The 15610-nt window shown below is 47.5% G+C and carries 14 protein-coding genes and 2 tRNA genes; 10 read left to right on the forward strand and 6 right to left on the reverse strand.

The window, feature by feature from the left end:
- Positions 1–367 precede the first annotated feature (367 nt).
- Both NC997_RS18005 and NC997_RS18010 read left to right on the forward strand, forming a co-directional pair.
- Positions 368–459, forward strand: a tRNA-Ser gene (locus NC997_RS18005).
- A gap of 189 nt (positions 460–648) precedes the next feature.
- Positions 649–2022, forward strand: coding sequence for an ABC transporter substrate-binding protein (locus tag NC997_RS18010; protein WP_190525808.1), 1374 nt, complete (start codon positions 649–651; stop codon positions 2020–2022).
- 73 nt (positions 2023–2095) lie between these two features.
- Here the strand turns inward: NC997_RS18010 and NC997_RS18015 are convergent, their stop codons facing one another.
- Both NC997_RS18015 and NC997_RS18020 read right to left on the reverse strand, forming a co-directional pair.
- Complete coding sequence (locus tag NC997_RS18015; RefSeq protein ID WP_190525810.1) at positions 2096–3064, reverse strand: hypothetical protein; 969 nt, start codon at positions 3062–3064, stop codon at positions 2096–2098.
- Positions 3065–3455: 391 nt separating this feature from the next.
- Entirely contained in the window at positions 3456–4397 is a 942-nt protein-coding gene (locus NC997_RS18020; protein WP_190434601.1) for a serine hydrolase, read from the reverse strand.
- A gap of 81 nt (positions 4398–4478) precedes the next feature.
- Between NC997_RS18020 and NC997_RS18025 the strand changes: the two genes are divergently transcribed.
- From NC997_RS18025 to NC997_RS18035, 3 genes are read left to right on the forward strand one after another with little or no spacing between them, the layout of a single operon-like run.
- Positions 4479–5162: a C40 family peptidase gene (locus tag NC997_RS18025; protein WP_190525812.1), complete on the forward strand. Its 684-nt coding sequence runs from the start codon at positions 4479–4481 to the stop codon at positions 5160–5162.
- A 60-nt stretch (positions 5163–5222) separates the two neighbouring features.
- Entirely contained in the window at positions 5223–6212 is a 990-nt protein-coding gene (locus tag NC997_RS18030; RefSeq protein WP_190525916.1) for a glycosyltransferase family 2 protein, read from the forward strand.
- 22 nt (positions 6213–6234) lie between these two features.
- The gene (locus tag NC997_RS18035) at positions 6235–7497 is read left to right on the forward strand and encodes an MFS transporter (RefSeq protein ID WP_190525815.1); all 1263 of its coding nucleotides are present in this window, start codon (positions 6235–6237) and stop codon (positions 7495–7497) included.
- Positions 7498–7554: 57 nt separating this feature from the next.
- Here NC997_RS18035 and NC997_RS18040 read toward each other — a convergent pair.
- Positions 7555–7628 (reverse strand) — tRNA-Arg (locus NC997_RS18040).
- A gap of 34 nt (positions 7629–7662) precedes the next feature.
- Between NC997_RS18040 and moaC the strand changes: the two genes are divergently transcribed.
- The 3 genes from moaC (at position 7663) to NC997_RS18055 (ending at position 8969) form a co-directional block, all read left to right on the forward strand.
- Positions 7663–8172: a cyclic pyranopterin monophosphate synthase MoaC gene (moaC, locus tag NC997_RS18045; RefSeq protein ID WP_190434609.1), complete on the forward strand. Its 510-nt coding sequence runs from the start codon at positions 7663–7665 to the stop codon at positions 8170–8172.
- 68 nt (positions 8173–8240) lie between these two features.
- Positions 8241–8558 carry a 2TM domain-containing protein gene (locus NC997_RS18050; RefSeq protein WP_190525817.1) on the forward strand — a complete coding sequence of 106 codons (318 nt, stop codon included), beginning with the start codon at positions 8241–8243 and terminating at the stop codon, positions 8556–8558.
- Between the two features lie 102 nt (positions 8559–8660).
- The gene (locus tag NC997_RS18055) at positions 8661–8969 is read left to right on the forward strand and encodes a DUF3181 family protein (RefSeq protein ID WP_190413184.1); all 309 of its coding nucleotides are present in this window, start codon (positions 8661–8663) and stop codon (positions 8967–8969) included.
- 99 nt (positions 8970–9068) lie between these two features.
- On the opposite strand, the gene nrtS is transcribed toward NC997_RS18055, so the two are convergent.
- Both nrtS and murJ read right to left on the reverse strand, forming a co-directional pair.
- On the reverse strand, positions 9069–9329 hold the full coding sequence (nrtS, locus tag NC997_RS18060; RefSeq protein WP_190525818.1) for a nitrate/nitrite transporter NrtS: 261 nt from the start codon (positions 9327–9329) through the stop codon (positions 9069–9071).
- A gap of 132 nt (positions 9330–9461) precedes the next feature.
- Positions 9462–11078 carry a murein biosynthesis integral membrane protein MurJ gene (gene murJ / locus NC997_RS18065; RefSeq protein WP_190525820.1) on the reverse strand — a complete coding sequence of 539 codons (1617 nt, stop codon included), beginning with the start codon at positions 11076–11078 and terminating at the stop codon, positions 9462–9464.
- Between the two features lie 129 nt (positions 11079–11207).
- On the opposite strand from murJ, the gene sfsA reads away from it, so the two are divergent.
- Positions 11208–11969: a DNA/RNA nuclease SfsA gene (sfsA, locus tag NC997_RS18070; RefSeq protein ID WP_190525822.1), complete on the forward strand. Its 762-nt coding sequence runs from the start codon at positions 11208–11210 to the stop codon at positions 11967–11969.
- A gap of 178 nt (positions 11970–12147) precedes the next feature.
- A complete protein-coding gene (locus NC997_RS18075; RefSeq protein ID WP_190525918.1) occupies positions 12148–13068 on the forward strand; it encodes an NAD(+) kinase in 921 nt (306 codons plus the stop codon).
- Positions 13069–13188: 120 nt separating this feature from the next.
- Here NC997_RS18075 and NC997_RS18080 read toward each other — a convergent pair whose 3' ends face one another.
- Positions 13189–15357: a serine/threonine-protein kinase gene (locus NC997_RS18080; RefSeq protein ID WP_190525824.1), complete on the reverse strand. Its 2169-nt coding sequence runs from the start codon at positions 15355–15357 to the stop codon at positions 13189–13191.
- Positions 15358–15610 lie beyond the last annotated feature (253 nt).

Raw genomic sequence — 15610 nt, forward strand, 5'->3', positions numbered from 1 at the left:
ATCACCTTCTGACGCAGGTCATAACTATAGGGGTTTGCCATGAGCAGCTTGAATAACTTCAGGACAACAGGTGATCTCTACTCTACGTCCTAACTATCTTGGCGGTTGCTATAAATCGCCCAAGCCTTAAGGAAAGCGGGTTGTAAGCGTTTATTAGATTTCTTTGTCAGCCATGAAAAATTTAACAATAGGTAATTATACTAAGGGAGCGGGAAAGAAGCAAACAGCCGCAACGACGAGGATGAATCATGGCTTTCCCTGCAACTGTGAAGACTTACTCGGAACGATCGGACATCAAAAAAAAGAAAATTTTTTTGACAGCAGCACCAATTGATTAATATCTGCTATTATCTATATTTGTCACCTAGGAGAGGTGGCTGAGTGGTCGAAAGCGACAGATTGCTAATCTGTTGTACGGTTGGTAACTCCGTACCGAGGGTTCGAATCCCTCCCTCTCCGTTTTAAAAGCGAAAACAGACAAGTAGCGAAGCCCAATAGGGAAAAGCAAACGCCTCACTCTTGACGTCTCACAGCGATCGCTTCTGCTAGCTAAAATGTTGGCAGAAGTTATGGCTGTATTCTTAAACAACTGAGATCAATTAAAATATTTGATTTCAATCGTGGACTGTTGAAGAGTTAAACACCCAAATGAGCAGACCCGCTTCAGCCAAAAATATCAAACCGAGTTGGGCGATCGCCCTAGCAATTACCACTATTACGACAAGTTTTCTAACCGCTGCTTGCGAAAACCCCTCTCAAACAACGCCAGGTAATAACACGCCAACCAGTACAACCAGTAGCCCCGCCCAGACTACAGGTTCTACCCCAGCCACCAGCGGTTCCGGACTCAAGATTGGCTCACTGCTGCCGACCACTGGCGACCTATCTTCCGTAGGGCAACCCCTGCCAGATGCTATCCGCCTGTTAATAGACACCGTCAACAAGTGTGGCGGCGTCAATAGTCAGCCAGTCACATTTATTCCTGAAGATGACCAAACCGATCCCAACGCTGGCACCGCAGGAATGACCAAATTAACGGAAGTAGATAGAGTTGCTGGCGTCGTCGGTTCCTTTGCCAGCAGCGTTTCTAGTGCCGCCGTGCCTGTCGCTGTCCGCAACAAGGTGATGTTTATCTCACCAGGTAGCACCAGCCCCGTCTTTACAGAACGAGCCAAAAAAGGAGAATTTCAAGGTTATTGGGCGCGGACGGCTCCCCCCGATACCTATCAAGCTCAGGCTTTAGCAAAACTAGCCAGTGACAGAGGATTTAAGCGCGTTTCCACCATCGTCATCAACAACGACTATGGAGTTGGTTTTGAACAAGAATTTGTACAAGCCTTTAAAAAATTAGGAGGCACTATTGTCAACAAACCAACTCGCTACGACCCCAAAGCCGCTACTTTTGAAAGCGACATACTAGAAGCGTTCAAGGACAAGCCTGATGCGGTGGCAGCAGTTGTTTATGCTGAAACCGGCAGCTTGCTCTTAAAATCTGCCTACGAACAAGGTCTAAGTAAAGGCGTCCAGGTGATGCTGACAGATGGTGCTTATTCGGAAGACTTTCCCGAACAGGTCGGCAAAACCAGCGATGATCAATTTATATTAACTGGGGCAATCGGTACGGTTCCCGGTGCTAATGGCCCAGCACTGGCTGAGTTCACCAAGATTTGGAAAGAGAAAACTGGAAGGGGATTGAGCGCCTATGTCCCTCACGCTTGGGATGCTGCCGCTTTGATGGTACTAGCAGCCGAAGACGCTAAATTAAATACCGGCGAAGGCATTAAAAGTAAGATTCGTGATGTCGCCAATGCCCCAGGAACGGAAGTCAGCGATGTTTGTCAGGCACTAGAACTGGTGCGTAAGGGTGAGGAGATTAACTACCAGGGAGCTAGCGGTAACGTCGATATTGATGCAAACGGCGATGTGGTGGGTAGCTACGATGTCTGGGCGGTGGAACCTACAGGTTCCCTAGCCGTGACCGGCAAAGTCAGCCCTCAAGTAGCCGTAACCGAGAAAAAGTAAGAAAGTACAAAGGCAAAAGAAACAGGAGAAACCAAATTTTTCTGCTGTCTTTTGCCTTTGATTTTTACCTTCTCTAGAAACCAGGGAAGGTGTAACCCACGCCCAGAATTAGTCCCACTGGCACTTCATCGCTTTGAAATCCGATATTTAGAGCTGCATTTGCTGTAAATTGCCGTGTCAAAGGTACATCGACGCCACCCGTAACCAGGAAACCAATGTCGCTGTCATCACCCGTGGAAATCGTGACACCGCCACCCACGTAAGGGGCGAATCTGACGGGTTCAAACGGATCTGACTGTCGGATGTTAAAGTCGTAAGTCACTGGAAGCAGAAAGGTCGTATCGTCACCGAGTAGCACGGAAGGGCGTACAGACAACGTATTGGTTAGACCAATTTTGCTGATCACGGCGAAACTACCATCGCCCAAAGCACTATCACCCCCGAAACCAATATTGAAGCCAACCCCGACGTAGCTTCGACCGGCACGAGTGGTTCGACCGAGTTCGATGTCGGTTTGAGCAATCTCAGAGTCATTGGGTAAGTTTGGAGTTTCAGCAGTTGGTTGCTGTGGTGCGGCGAGAGCGGCAGCAGAAGTGGTTACGCCGGGAAATGGTTGCGTAGTAGCAGTATCATCAGCCGCTGCCAAGGAGGAAGGTTCTGAAGCCACAGGCTTTGCGCTTTCTTCAACCAGCGTTGCATCTTGGTACTCAGAGAGAATGACCGGCTGTTGGCTCAGATTATATTGTGTTGAGACCGGGGCTTGCGGTGCAGCCGGGACTTGTGGTGCAGCCGGAACAGTTGATTGGGTAATCGGTGTGACATCTGCCGACTTGACAACTGGCTTGACAACTGGCATACCCATTACTGTTGGCTCAGCGATCGCTTCAGATGCGGCAGGTTCTGAAGTCTCAACGACCGCAGGAGTCTTTTGGTCAATGACTGTGGCAGTGGGCTGGGCTGTAGCTGACAAGCCACCGCTGAAAACTGTCAGTGCGGTCAGACCTAGCAAGAAAGAAACACGCTTAGAAAAGATTGTATTCACGGTCACTCCTCAAAAAATTCCTCAAAAATCTACGAAAGCCAACCTTAATTGCCTATTCTCTCGGAAATTATATTTCCCTGTCGTCAATTTAGGAAATTTTAAAAGATTTTGCTACCCACCAAGGAAGGATTATGCGCTGAAAGTGGCTAATATCCGACGATAATTGATGTTGACAGGTGAAATGGAATAAAGAGGGTCAGAGGGTGATAAGAGAGATTTTTCTTCCCGATTCCTAGGCTTTATCTCCAAAGCAGCGATCGCAATTTCTCTGATAAAGGCTTGGGATGCGACCAATCGCTTATTTTGATTTTGATGACGAAGAAACCCTTTTTTACAATAAAAAGGGTTTCTTCGTGATTGATGAAGCTCGCCTCTGTAACCGCAGATTGTACTAGGTAAGGCTGTCCATTGCCGCGACAACTTGCTGGGAAACAAAGGGGAGAATCGCTTTGTTTTTACTATTTGCTTTGCCTTCAGTGAACACAATCAACAAATAAGGGTGCCGTGATGGTAGCTCGATATAAGCGGCGTCGTGGCGAACTTGGCTTGTCCAACCGGCTTTAGACCACAATTGGGCATTTGGAGGCAGTCCGCCACCTAAGAAACCCCGCACCTGATTTTCCTCATCGGGGGCTTCATCGTCTTCTGCATGGAGGCTGCGTTTCATCAGTCCCATCATTGCTTGCGATCGCCCGGAGGAAACTGCAACGCCTCCGACAATGCTATGTATGAGCCTCGCCGTGGCATTGGTCGTCACCATATTGCGGTTTTCCCGCATCTCCCCTAAGAATGCCCGCTCTCGCCCATAGGGACCGTCACCCCAAGGTTTTTGATTGACATTGATGGTTTCCATCTCTGTCCAACCGAGGGATTGAAAGTAGCGATTCACGATATTGCGCTGCAACTGCCAGGTTTCAAACGGCCCTGGCGGCAACTCTGGACCGCTAGTAGTGCCAGTCAATACATCCAGCACTAAGCTGGTGGCGTCGTTGCTGGAATCAATAATCATGTCGCGGATGGCTCGCTCTAACTCCGAGGAAGTTTGGATCATTCCTTGTTCCAGCCACTCTTGTACAGCAACCAGATAAAACAGTTTAACGATGCTGGCAGGAAAGATTCGCTCGACGCCGCGATAGCTAAAGCCCCGGACTGGATATTTCCAGAATTCCTCTGAACTAAGGGCACCGCCAGTATTGACGGGCACTGGGGGATCGTAGACTACCCAGGTTAAGGCAATTTGGTTGCGGGCTAATCCCGGAAATTCTGCCCAAGTTGCTTCTAAAATGCGATCGCCTAATTTTTCTAGTTGTGCGTCTTTGTGAAAAAATGTCATTTTTATCAGTTGTTATCAGTTGTCAGTTATCAGTTGTCAATTGTTCAATAGTTTGTACCACTGACCAACAACCACTGACCCATGACCCATGACTCATTCCGCGAGTACCAATGTCGAGTCAATCTAAACCTCTATGATTCCCCCAGTTGTACTCGTTTGGCAACTCAGGCAGCAATCGGGCGTCACTTGCGGATTTTGTCGCCAAATACAGATGTATCGTCTATCCAAGTTTGTCTGCGTGAAGATGACTATTCCGGCTGGGTGGCAATTCAAGACCTCAAAGAGATTGAGGAGGCACAAACGCCCTACGAAGCCCATACTATCTCCCCGACAGAAATTCAAAATCGCATACCCCAAGTCATTGCCTTTATGCAAGCGGCGATGCAACAGCCGAATTATTATCTCTGGGGCGGAACATTAGAGCCAAATTATGACTGTTCCGGGCTGATGCAAGCCGCTTTTGCTGCCTCTGGGATTTGGTTGCCGAGAGATTCCTATCAGCAGGAAGCATTTACACAATCAATTGCGATTCAAGAGCTACAATCAGGTGATTTAATCTTTTTTGGCATCGGAGATAGAACAACCCATGTGGGTTTATACCTGGGAGAAGGACGTTATATCCATAGTTCCGGTCAAGAACAGGGTCGCAACGGAATTGGAATTGATGTCCTTTCGGAACAGGGAGATTCGATTAGTCAGTCGTATTTTCGGCAACTGCGCTCTTGCGGGCGAGTGGTTGCCAGTTATCAACCACAACGACAATAAGACACCAAAAGGTGGGAGGCAATCGTGTTAATTCCTGAAAGACTGGTAACGCAAAGCGAAATGTCTGCTGACGATATCCCCGATATTTCTGTAGTAGTGCCGGTTTATAACGAGGTGGAAAGTTTACCCCACCTAATTGAAGCGATCGCAACCACTTTAATTGAGACGAATCTGAACTACGAAATTATTTGCGTGGATGATGGTTCTAAGGATGGTTCAGCGGAATTTCTGAAATCTCTAGTGCAAACCCACAAAAACTTAAAAGCAGTGCTTCTGCGTCGAAACTACGGTCAAACTCCGGCAATGTCTGCGGGGTTTAACTATGCGCGAGGCAAGGTGATTATCACAATGGATGGCGATTTGCAGAATGACCCGGCGGATATTCCCCGGCTCTTGGCAAAGTTAGAAGAAGGCTATGACTTGGTCAGTGGCTGGCGTGAGAAACGACAGGACGCCGCCCTGACTCGTCTGCTTCCGTCTAAAATCGCTAACTGGTTAATTGGGCGAGTCACGGGTGTAGAGTTGCATGACTACGGTTGTTCCCTAAAAGCCTACCGCTCAGAATTGGTGGCGGATATGAATCTTTATGGGGAATTGCACCGATTTTTGCCAGCTTTGGCGTTCATTGAGGGGGCAAGAATTACTGAGCTGCCAGTGGGGCACCATGCCCGCCGCTATGGAAGCAGTAAGTATGGGTTGGGGCGGACATTCCGAGTCGTGATGGACTTGTTAACCGTCTACTTTATGAAAAAGTTCCTCACCCGCCCCATGCACGTCTTTGGGCTGTTTGGCATTATTGCAATGGCATTAGGGACGCTGCTTGGTCTGTATTTAACGATTTTAAAAGTGGGTTTCGGTCAGAGCATTGGCGATCGCCCGTTATTGATTCTGGCGGTCGTACTGCTAGTGACGGGTGTGCAATTATTTTCTTTTGGACTGCTTGCAGAATTGTTAATGAGAACTTATCACGAGTCTCAGGGCAGACCAATCTATCGGGTGAGGGAAGTTGTTGGGGGGAATGTTAACAATAGTAAACAAAGGGAAGGCTAAACGTGTAAGAAGGAATTAAGCTTTGAAAGTTTTTTGGACGCTAGAGCCGCCCAGTCGCCGCAATCTGTTGGTTTTATTTACGGCTGGGCTATTATTTTGGTCTAGTATGGCTTCTTTGCTCCCAACGCTGCCGCTCTATATCGAGGATGTGGGCGGAACGACGCAGCAGATTGGGATTGTCATGGGGTCATTTGCCCTCGGATTGGTTCTGTGTCGTTCGTGGCTGGGGCGTTTGGCAGATCGACGCGGTCGCAAGGTGGTCTTGCTGATTGGCATGACCGTGGCAGCGATCGCGCCTTTGGGCTATCTAGTTGTTAAATCAATTCCCCTATTAATGCTGCTGCGAGCGTTCCACGGGATTAGCATTGCGGCTTTCACGACGGGTTACAGCGCCTTGGTGGTTGATTTGTCCCCATTTTCCAAGCGGGGTGAGTTAATTGGCTACATGAGCTTGGTAACGCCAGTTGGGATGGCGATAGGGCCAGCAGTTGGGGGTTATATCCAAGCTGGGGTTGGTTACACGCCGTTGTTTCTGCTCTCTTGCGGGCTAGGAGCGATCGGTTTAGTTTGTGCCAATCAAGTCAAAGAACCCCGAATCGTCCACGAGACAAACGATTCCTCTGCCGGTTCATCCGAAACTCAACAATTTTGGCGACTTCTGGCAAGTCCTCGTCTAAGGATTCCAGCTTTAGTGTTGTTGCTGGTTGGTGTAGCGTTTGGAGCGTTAAGTACCTTCGTCCCTTTATTTATTAAAGATGCCGAAGTTGACTTAAATCCGGGGTTATTTTATACAGCAGCAGCGATCGCGTCTTTTATTTCCCGCATCATCATTGGTCGCGCTTCTGACCGTTACGGACGCGGAATTTTTATCACTGGCAGTATATTCAGCTATGCATTGGCAATGCTGATGCTGTCTCATGCTTACACTGCCCGTACCTTTTTAGTGGGCGGTTTTTTGGAAGGCGCAGGAGCGGGAACGTTACTGCCGATGATGATTGCCTTGATTTCCGACCGTTCCTCTCCCCAAGAACGAGGCAGAGTCTTTGCTTTGTGCATCACAGGGTTTGATGTCGGGATAGCGATCGCGGGTCCTGTTTTGGGTTCCATTGCCGAACCCATTGGCTACCGAGCAATGTTTACTATTACAACAGTTATTTCATTCCTGGCGCTGATTATCTTCGCTACCCTATCGAGCAAAAATTTATCCCATTCCCTCCGCTTCGCCTTTGGCAGAGAAAAGGATGTTTATGCCTTGAATAAGGTTGGGCTACAAAGTGAGGCATAATTCAAAGAAAAAAGGCAAAAGAAAGAATCTTTTGCCTTTTTCTTTTTTACTTAGTAACGGGCTAGGAGGGATTCGAACCCCCGACACCGTGGTCCGTAGCCACGTGCTCTAGTCCACTGAGCTACAAGCCCTTGCCAGAAATTTATAATAGCATAGCCTAACCGTATGATGCAAAATTTTTCTCAAAATCAACCGCTCACTCATTTGGATGCCCACGGTGAGGCTCAGATGGTGGATGTTTCCGGCAAAGAACAAACTCGACGCCATGCTGTTGCTGCGGCACAAGTGCGGATGTTGCTAGAGACATTTGAGGCGATTCAGGCGGGGAACGCGCCGAAAGGAGATGTATTGGGAACTGCGAGATTGGCTGGGATTATGGCAGCAAAGCAGACTTCTCAGCTAATTCCCCTGTGTCATCCCTTGCCAATTCATAAAGTAGAAGTTCAGATCGTGCCTGACGCCCAGTTGCCGGGATATCAGATTCAAGCGGAAGTCGTCACCAAGGCGGAAACTGGCGTGGAAATGGAAGCGCTAACAGCCGTTTCTGTCGCTGCACTCACCCTCTACGACATGGCGAAAGCGTTGGAAAAAGGGATGGTGATTGAATCGATTCGCTTGGTGAGTAAGACGGGTGGCAAGTCGGGAGATTACCTTCGCCAGGGACAGGGCAGTTAGCGGCTTAGAATGAATTTAGTTGTTAGCGCTAACAACTCATAACTCATAACTTATAATTCATCACTTCCATGCCTCCTCGTTGGCCTCGAAAACCAGACCGTAATGACCCCGCCTATCGTCGCCTCGACGATAGAATGAATTTTGCCATCCATGTGGCGATTTTTGGTGCCTGTAATTCTGGCTTGTGGTTTTTCCACAACTTGCAGAATGCTACATGGCCTTGGGCAACCTGGGTGACAGGCGGATGGGCGTTAGTCTTAGCTACCCACGCTCTGTATATCTTTGCACTCGCAGATTATTCCGACCCAGTAACAGAATCTGCAAATACCAGTGCTGGTTTAGGATTCCAGCCCAAAACCAAAGAAAAATCCAAAAAAACTACCTAAAGATAGATCCCTGTTTCTTGCTTTTCGTGGATTCAAACTCGGACGGGGATCAATTGCAATGAAAGCATTAGATTCCCTATCCACATAACCAAAGTAAATCCTATGGCTAGAACCAACACTTCTGAAGCAATTGAATCCCTCGCCGCCGAAATTGGCGAAAACGTTTACATCGATGTGGCTAAATGGCACCTCTATTTGCAGGATGCCAAGCTGCATACTCTTGTGGCAGAAAAACTGTATCCCCTACTGGCTGATAATTCTCTAGATGAAAATCAGGTGTTGAAAGTCCTGCAAGGGATTCCCGTCAAGTTAGGCGGCGGGAAGCGGGAAGTTCCCCTAGTAGATTTGTTGCCTACCCAGTGCCAGGTAAACCTGATGGATCTTCTGGAAGAATTCCAGCGCAATCTATAAATAAGTTGTCACTTTTCCCTTCCCCTTCTCTGGCAGAGAAGGGGTTTGGGGGTTACAACTGCTCGATCCAAAAGGGATTAGCAAGAGCTAGTTTCATGACTAAAAATGTTTACTTTGATACGAAGAAGTTTTAATTAACTTGCGACGATAAGCGTGTTGACCGTAAACATTGACTAGATAAGGCATTAGGTAGGTCAGCAATCCAGAAATCCAGCGATCGCGCGTCATTTCGCCTCGGAAAAAGGCAAACCCGTGATTGATCAAAAACAAGAGAGTTCCGACAAATACAGCCGTTTTTAATCCAGTCGGGATAAACTCTTTGTCAAATAAGCTGACAAGATATGCTTTAAGTGTCTTCATGCGGGGTTGCGATCGCTAAGCTAGATGAGCCAAGCCTCAATACTCATCTCGACTTACTGTTAGATATCACACCTTCCTCTTCAAGTTTGGTATTGTTTCATACACCTAATTGAGCTAGTTCAAGTGCGATCGCTACCTCGCAAAGCGTTGGCGAATCCGCGACACAAAAATATCAACTTCCGGCAAATTCAGCTGCTTTGCCAAGAAAGCATAAACGATCAAGCCAACAAAAGCGGCTAAACTTAGCTGCAATAACTGCACCAGCAACCCATTCGCATTCCAGACTTCTTGAAAACCTTTACTGACACCCCAACTCGCTAAACCAGCTACAAAGCTAGCACCTGTCAAACCCAAAATTGGCAAACTCCACTCTTGCCAAGGCAAGCCGTTAAGCTTGCGATTCAACATCCAAATGAGTGCCACGACTGAAATGGTATTGACCATCACCGTGGATAAAATCAAACCGGGTGCCCCAAAACGTTGAACAAGAATAAAATCTAGCAGAGCATTGAAGAAGATATTCACGATACTGATGCGAAAGGGCGTCTCTCCATCGCCCAAGGCATAAAATACCCGCACCAGTACATCTCGCCCCAAGTAGACAAACATCCCAATCCCATAAGCCATCAGCAATGAAGCAACCAACTCAGATGCTCTAGACTTAAAGGCTCCGCGTTGATAGATTACTTGGACGATGGGGACGGCTAGCGTCATCATCAGGGCACTCAAAGGCAACATAGTAATCGCAGTCAGCAGTAATCCTTGGCGAATCCGTTGCTTGAGTTCGGGCCAATCTTCAGGGGCAGCGAGTCGCGAAAAAACCGGCAGCAGGGGGACTAAAATGACATTCGAGATAATTCCTAGAGGTGTTTGAACGAGAAGCCCCGCATAGGTCATGGCAGCCGCTGCTGTGGGGATATACGAGGCGAAAAATAAATCGGTGTAGAGGTTAATTTGCAGCGTCCCGGAGGAAAGCGTCGCAGGTCCCATCACCTTCAAGACCTCCTTGACCCCCGGCTGATTCCATTCAAATCGCAGGCGTAACTTGCCTAAGCCAGCCCGCCACTGGGCAGTAAGTTGGACTAGCCACTGCAACACGGCACCGGCAAGGGTTCCCCCCGCCAACACCAGTCCTCCTACTTCAGCGTATTGGGGTAGGGTAATTTGGTTGCCGACTTGTAGCGCCAAAACTGCCAGTCCACCAATTACGGTAATGCTGGAGAATAAGGGGCTAACCGAGGGTAGCCAGTACATATCTGCCGCATTTAAGGTGCCAAAACCAATCCCAATTAGCCCAGCCATCAGCGCCATCGGAGCCATGATCTGTAACTGCTGGATGGCGATCGCTCTCACTTGCAGTCCTTGCGGCGTCTCGCTTAAACCGGGTGCCACCAGGTTAATAAAAACGCCTGCAAACACAATTAGGACGATCGTAACGAGTAGGAGTATTCCGCCTACCATCGTTGTAATCGTCTCTACTAGGGGCGCAGCTTCCGATTTGTCGCGCTGCTTGGCTAAAACGCTGACAATCGCACTGTGAAAAGGGCCATTGATGCCGCCCAGTAAGATCAGCAAAAAGCCAGGAATCACATAAGCGTAATTGTAGGCATCGGCAACGACACCCACACCAAAAGCGGCAGCGATCGCTTGTTGGCGTACTAACCCAAAAATTTTACTAATCAGCGTAGCAACTGCCACAATTCCGGCAATGCTCGCGAGTGTCCGAGCGGTTTTCTGCTTTTCAGTCACGAACGGTTAACAATCCCTCAATTGGCTCATCTTATTTAAACGCAAAGGTTAACCCCAAGGTACGCCAAGTTAAAATCTCCTTTGCGCTCCTTTACGATTTCCCTGGCTTACCTCTGCGTTAAAAATACTATGGATTGGCTCTACCGCTACCCGACTCTCTCATCCGGAATTTTGCTCAAACGCTACAAGCGTTTCTTTGCCGATATTGAACTAGCGTCTGGAGAGGTGATCACCGCCCATTGTCCAAATACCGGCCCGATGACTGGGGTTTCAACGTCCGGTAGTCCCGTGCAGGTGTCGTATAGCGACAATCCCAAGCGGAAATTGCCGTATACGTGGGAAATGATTCAAGTTTACGATACCGAACCGACTTGGGTGGGAGTGAATACAGCTTTGCCTAATCGGGTCGTTAAGTTAGCACTAGAAAAGTTCCTGTTCCCAACATTGGGCAATTACAGCCAAGTTCGCTTTGAGGTGCCCTATGGAGTAGAAAAAAATAGCCGGGTAGACTTTTTACTAACGGGTAATGACTCCGATTTACCCATTTATTTGGAAGTCAAAAGCACGACTTGGGCGCAAGGGAAACTGGTGCTGTTTCCCGATACAGTCACGACAAGAGGACAAAAGCATCTGCGGGAATTGACCGCGTTAATTCCTCAGATGCGGGCGGTGATGCTTTATTTTGTGAATCGCGGTGACTGTACTCATTTTGCGCCTGGAGACAGTACCGATCCCCTGTATGGTAAGTTGTTGCGCGACGCCGTTGCCCAAGGGGTGGAAGTATTACCTTGCCGCTTTGAAGTTACCCCAGAAGGAATTCGCTACTTGGGTTTAGCCGATTTTCTGCCTTCAATGCCCGCGCAGACATCTTGCTTATCTTTGCCAGAATAGCGATGCCTAAACAGTGGAACCTCACCCCTAACTCCTCGACCTTCACGGAGAGGGGTATATGGAACCCTTCCCTGCGAACGAGGAAGGGCAGGAACCGGGTTAAAAAACGGAAAGGTAGCCCAAATGCAGAGTGATAGGTATCTTGAAAAATAGCTAACTTCGATTGAGTAAAGGCAAATTGGAGCTAAAAAACGTCATCATTGCACACAAGGCGGGAGATCCCCTCAGCCGTAGCTGGGCAGAAAAATGCGCCAAACAACTGGAAAAACGCAATTGCCACGTACTGATGGGGCCAAGTGGGGCAAAGGATAACCCCTACCCAGTGTTTTTGGCTTCTGCGATGCATCCAATCGACCTGGCGATAGTCTTGGGAGGCGATGGCACGGCTTTGGCAGCAGTACGGCATCTCGCACCCGAAAAAATTCCGATTTTGGCGGTGAATGTGGGAGGACATTTAGGATTTTTAACCCAGCCATTTGAGGAATTTGAAGATACTGAGCGGGTTTGGGACAGGTTAAGCGAGGATCGCTATGCCCTTGAACGGCGGATGATGTTGCAGGCGGCGTTATTTGAGGGAAATCGCACGAATTTGGAACCTGTGAGCGATCGCTACCTGGCACTGAATGAAATGTGCATCAAACCTGCCTCTGCCGACCGCATGATTACCTCGATATTAGAAATGGAAATTGATGGCGAGGTGGTCGATCAATATCAGGGAGATGGACTGATTGTTTCTACTCCCACTGGCTCCACTTGCTACACCATCTCTGCCAATGGCCCGATTGTCCACTCTGGCATGGAAGCGATTACCGTTACGCCCATCTGCCCTCTGAGTCTGGCGAGTCGCCCAATTGTCATCCCTTCTGGTTCTGTCGTCAGCGTTTGGCCTTTAGCTGACTACGAGTTAAACACTAAACTATGGATGGATGGCGTCTTGGCAACTGCCATCTGGCCTGGACAGCGCGTTGATATTCGCATGGCAAATTGTCTCGCAAAGTTCATTATTTTGCGGGAAAACTATTCCTATTACCAGACACTCCGCGAAAAGTTGCAATGGGCAGGAGCGAGAATCCGGTACAGTAACAATCACCGGAATTAAGGATGCTATAAAGTTGAAACATAAAATTGCAGCGATCGCAATCGGTAGGGTAGGCAGAAAAGCATTCCCAATCCATTCCCAAACCGGCGCGATCGCTATCTATTTTAAACGCATAGCAGCTTATTTCTTTTTCTCACGCTTCGGCTTTTCTGGTTTAACGGACTCACCACCTGATTTTTGAGCTAGCTTTTCTTTTTCCTGCTTCAATTGATCCTGCGATCGCTGTTTGCCTTCTATGGCTTGCTGGTAATCTGGCTTGTATCGAATCGCCTTGTCATAAGAGGCGATCGCTTCTTCATACCGCTTCACGTTAAATAATGCATTTCCCCGACTGAACCAGCTTTCGTAGTGATCTGGCTTGATAGCAACGGCTCGATTATAAGACGCGATCGCTTCTTGATATTGTTTCAAGTTATAAAGTAAATTGCCTCGATTGTACCAAATGAGGTAATCGCCTCGATTAAATTTTAACGCTTGGTTATAGGAAGCGATCGCTTCTTCGTATCGTTGTAATTGATGCAGCGACCAACCAAGCCCATACCAGCCTTTAGAGTAATTTGGCTGAATTTTAGTAACTTGGGTATACGAGTCAATTGCATCTTTATATTGCTGCAAATTCACTAACGCATTCCCTCGGCTATACCAAGCTTTGTAGTGATTTGGTTGAAATCTTACCGCCTTATCATAAGATTCAATCGCGTCTTGATAACGTTGTAAGCTCATTAGCGAGTTACCTCGATTGTACCAAGCTTGGGAGTAGTCGGATTTAGATTCTACAGCTTTGTCGTAAGACGCGATCGCTTCCTCATATTTTTGCAAATTATGCAACGTCCAGCCCCTACTGTACCAAGCTTGATAGTAGTCTGGCTTAAATTGCACCGCCTTATCAAAAGATTCAATTGCTTCTTGATATTGCTGTAAATTCGTCATTGCTTCGCCGCGACCATTCCAAACTTCTGGCGAATTGGGATTAATAGTTAAAGCTTTCTCGAAAGAATCAATTGCCTCTTTGTATTGCTCCAATTTATCCAGCACATAGCCGCGACCCGCCCAAGCTTCAAAGGATTCTGGGCTAATCTGAATGGCTTTGTCGTAAGCTTCAATCGCCTCTTTATATTTATTCAGATTGAATAGAATTTGACCGCGACCATTCCACGCTTCTAGGTATTCCGGTCTAATTTTAAGAGCTTTGTCATAAGCATTCAGCGCTTCCTCATTGCGATTTAATTCTGAAAAGGTTTTGCCTCGGTTATACAAGTCAGTTGCATTAGAAGAGTTAATAATATTAACCGTAAAAATAGTTGCACCCGTTCCCAATACTAGGACTATCGTTGAGATTAAAATTTTCCAAGGAAGGGAACGCGATTTTTTGCTTTTTTTCTGACTTGTCGGGCGAACGGGTGATTTTACAGAGGGTGCAACCATCATTGTGACACCCGTCGGTATCTTCAAATCTTTGAGAGCTTGCAACGCTTCAGCAGCAGATTGGTAACGCTGCCGAAAATCATAACGCACCATTTTATCTAAAACATTTGCCAGAGTGGTGCTGACTGATGAATGGTTACGCCAAATGATTTCACCCGTATTAGAATCTTCTGGTAATTCGTTAGGAAATAAGCCGGTGAGAGCCTGAATTCCTATCATGCCTACCGCATAGATATCACTGCTTAATTTGGGGTTTCCGTTCGCTTGTTCGCTTGGTAAGTAGCCTGGAGTACCAATGGCAACCGTAAAGCTAGTTTTTGCTCCCTTAATTATTTGAGTGCTAATTCGCTTAACTGCACCAAAATCAATTAAAACTAATTTGTTATCTTCCTTCCGTCTGATTAAATTTCGAGGGTTAATATCGCGGTGGATAACATTTTGTTGATGAACAAATTCTAATATTTCAAGAATCTCTTGTAACAGAGAAATTACTTCATCTTCAGATAGCGGCGGGATGACTCCACTGCTACCGCCTGTGGGGAGTTCCTGGCTAAGATCGCTACCTTCAATGAATTCTTGAACTAGATAAAACTCTTGATTTTCCTCGAAATAGGCGAAAAGTCGAGGAATCCGATCGTGATTCCCTAACTGGTGCAGAACTTTTGCTTCCGTCTCGAAGAGGCGTCTCGCAGTTTGCAAAGTCTGGGGATCGGTTGCTTGAGGCTTGAGTAGCTTAACAACGCATCGAGGGGTGCCAGGAAGATACATATCTTGGGCAAGATAAGTTTGACCAAACCCTCCTCCTCCCAAGGAGTTAATGATTTGGTAATGTCCTCCCAGTGTTTGTCCGATAACTAAGTTCATGGAGTTTCGTGGCAGATAGCGTTAGGAAAGCGTCTTTGCAGAAAAATCGCGCAATCGTTGAAATCGATTTTGGCACAGAAGAACTTGTCTAACTCCACCTACATAGGTGAAAACAATCCATCAGGTGATTTGATGCGATCGCTTCGCTGGAAACACCGCAGCTTCCAGTCAACCCCCCCAAAGTGCGATCGCTCTCAGCTCAAACGTCTTTCTTAGGGTAGGCGATTGACTCTACCCATAGCAAGGGGATGGC

The organism is Trichocoleus sp. DQ-A2 (assembly GCF_039961915.1).
Taxonomy (GTDB): Bacteria; Cyanobacteriota; Cyanobacteriia; order Cyanobacteriales; family FACHB-T130; genus FACHB-T130.

Coding starts and splice junctions, on each gene's coding strand:
- NC997_RS18010 (WP_190525808.1), top strand. CDS start 649: ATGAGCAGACCCGCTTCAGCCAAAAATATCAAACCGAGTTGGGCGATC.
- NC997_RS18020 (WP_190434601.1), bottom strand. CDS start 4,397: ATGACATTTTTTCACAAAGACGCACAACTAGAAAAATTAGGCGATCGC.
- NC997_RS18025 (WP_190525812.1), top strand. CDS start 4,479: ATGACCCATGACTCATTCCGCGAGTACCAATGTCGAGTCAATCTAAAC.
- NC997_RS18030 (WP_190525916.1), top strand. CDS start 5,223: ATGTCTGCTGACGATATCCCCGATATTTCTGTAGTAGTGCCGGTTTAT.
- moaC (WP_190434609.1), top strand. CDS start 7,663: ATGATGCAAAATTTTTCTCAAAATCAACCGCTCACTCATTTGGATGCC.
- NC997_RS18050 (WP_190525817.1), top strand. CDS start 8,241: ATGCCTCCTCGTTGGCCTCGAAAACCAGACCGTAATGACCCCGCCTAT.
- NC997_RS18055 (WP_190413184.1), top strand. CDS start 8,661: ATGGCTAGAACCAACACTTCTGAAGCAATTGAATCCCTCGCCGCCGAA.
- nrtS (WP_190525818.1), bottom strand. CDS start 9,329: ATGAAGACACTTAAAGCATATCTTGTCAGCTTATTTGACAAAGAGTTT.
- sfsA (WP_190525822.1), top strand. CDS start 11,208: ATGGATTGGCTCTACCGCTACCCGACTCTCTCATCCGGAATTTTGCTC.
- NC997_RS18080 (WP_190525824.1), bottom strand. CDS start 15,357: ATGAACTTAGTTATCGGACAAACACTGGGAGGACATTACCAAATCATT.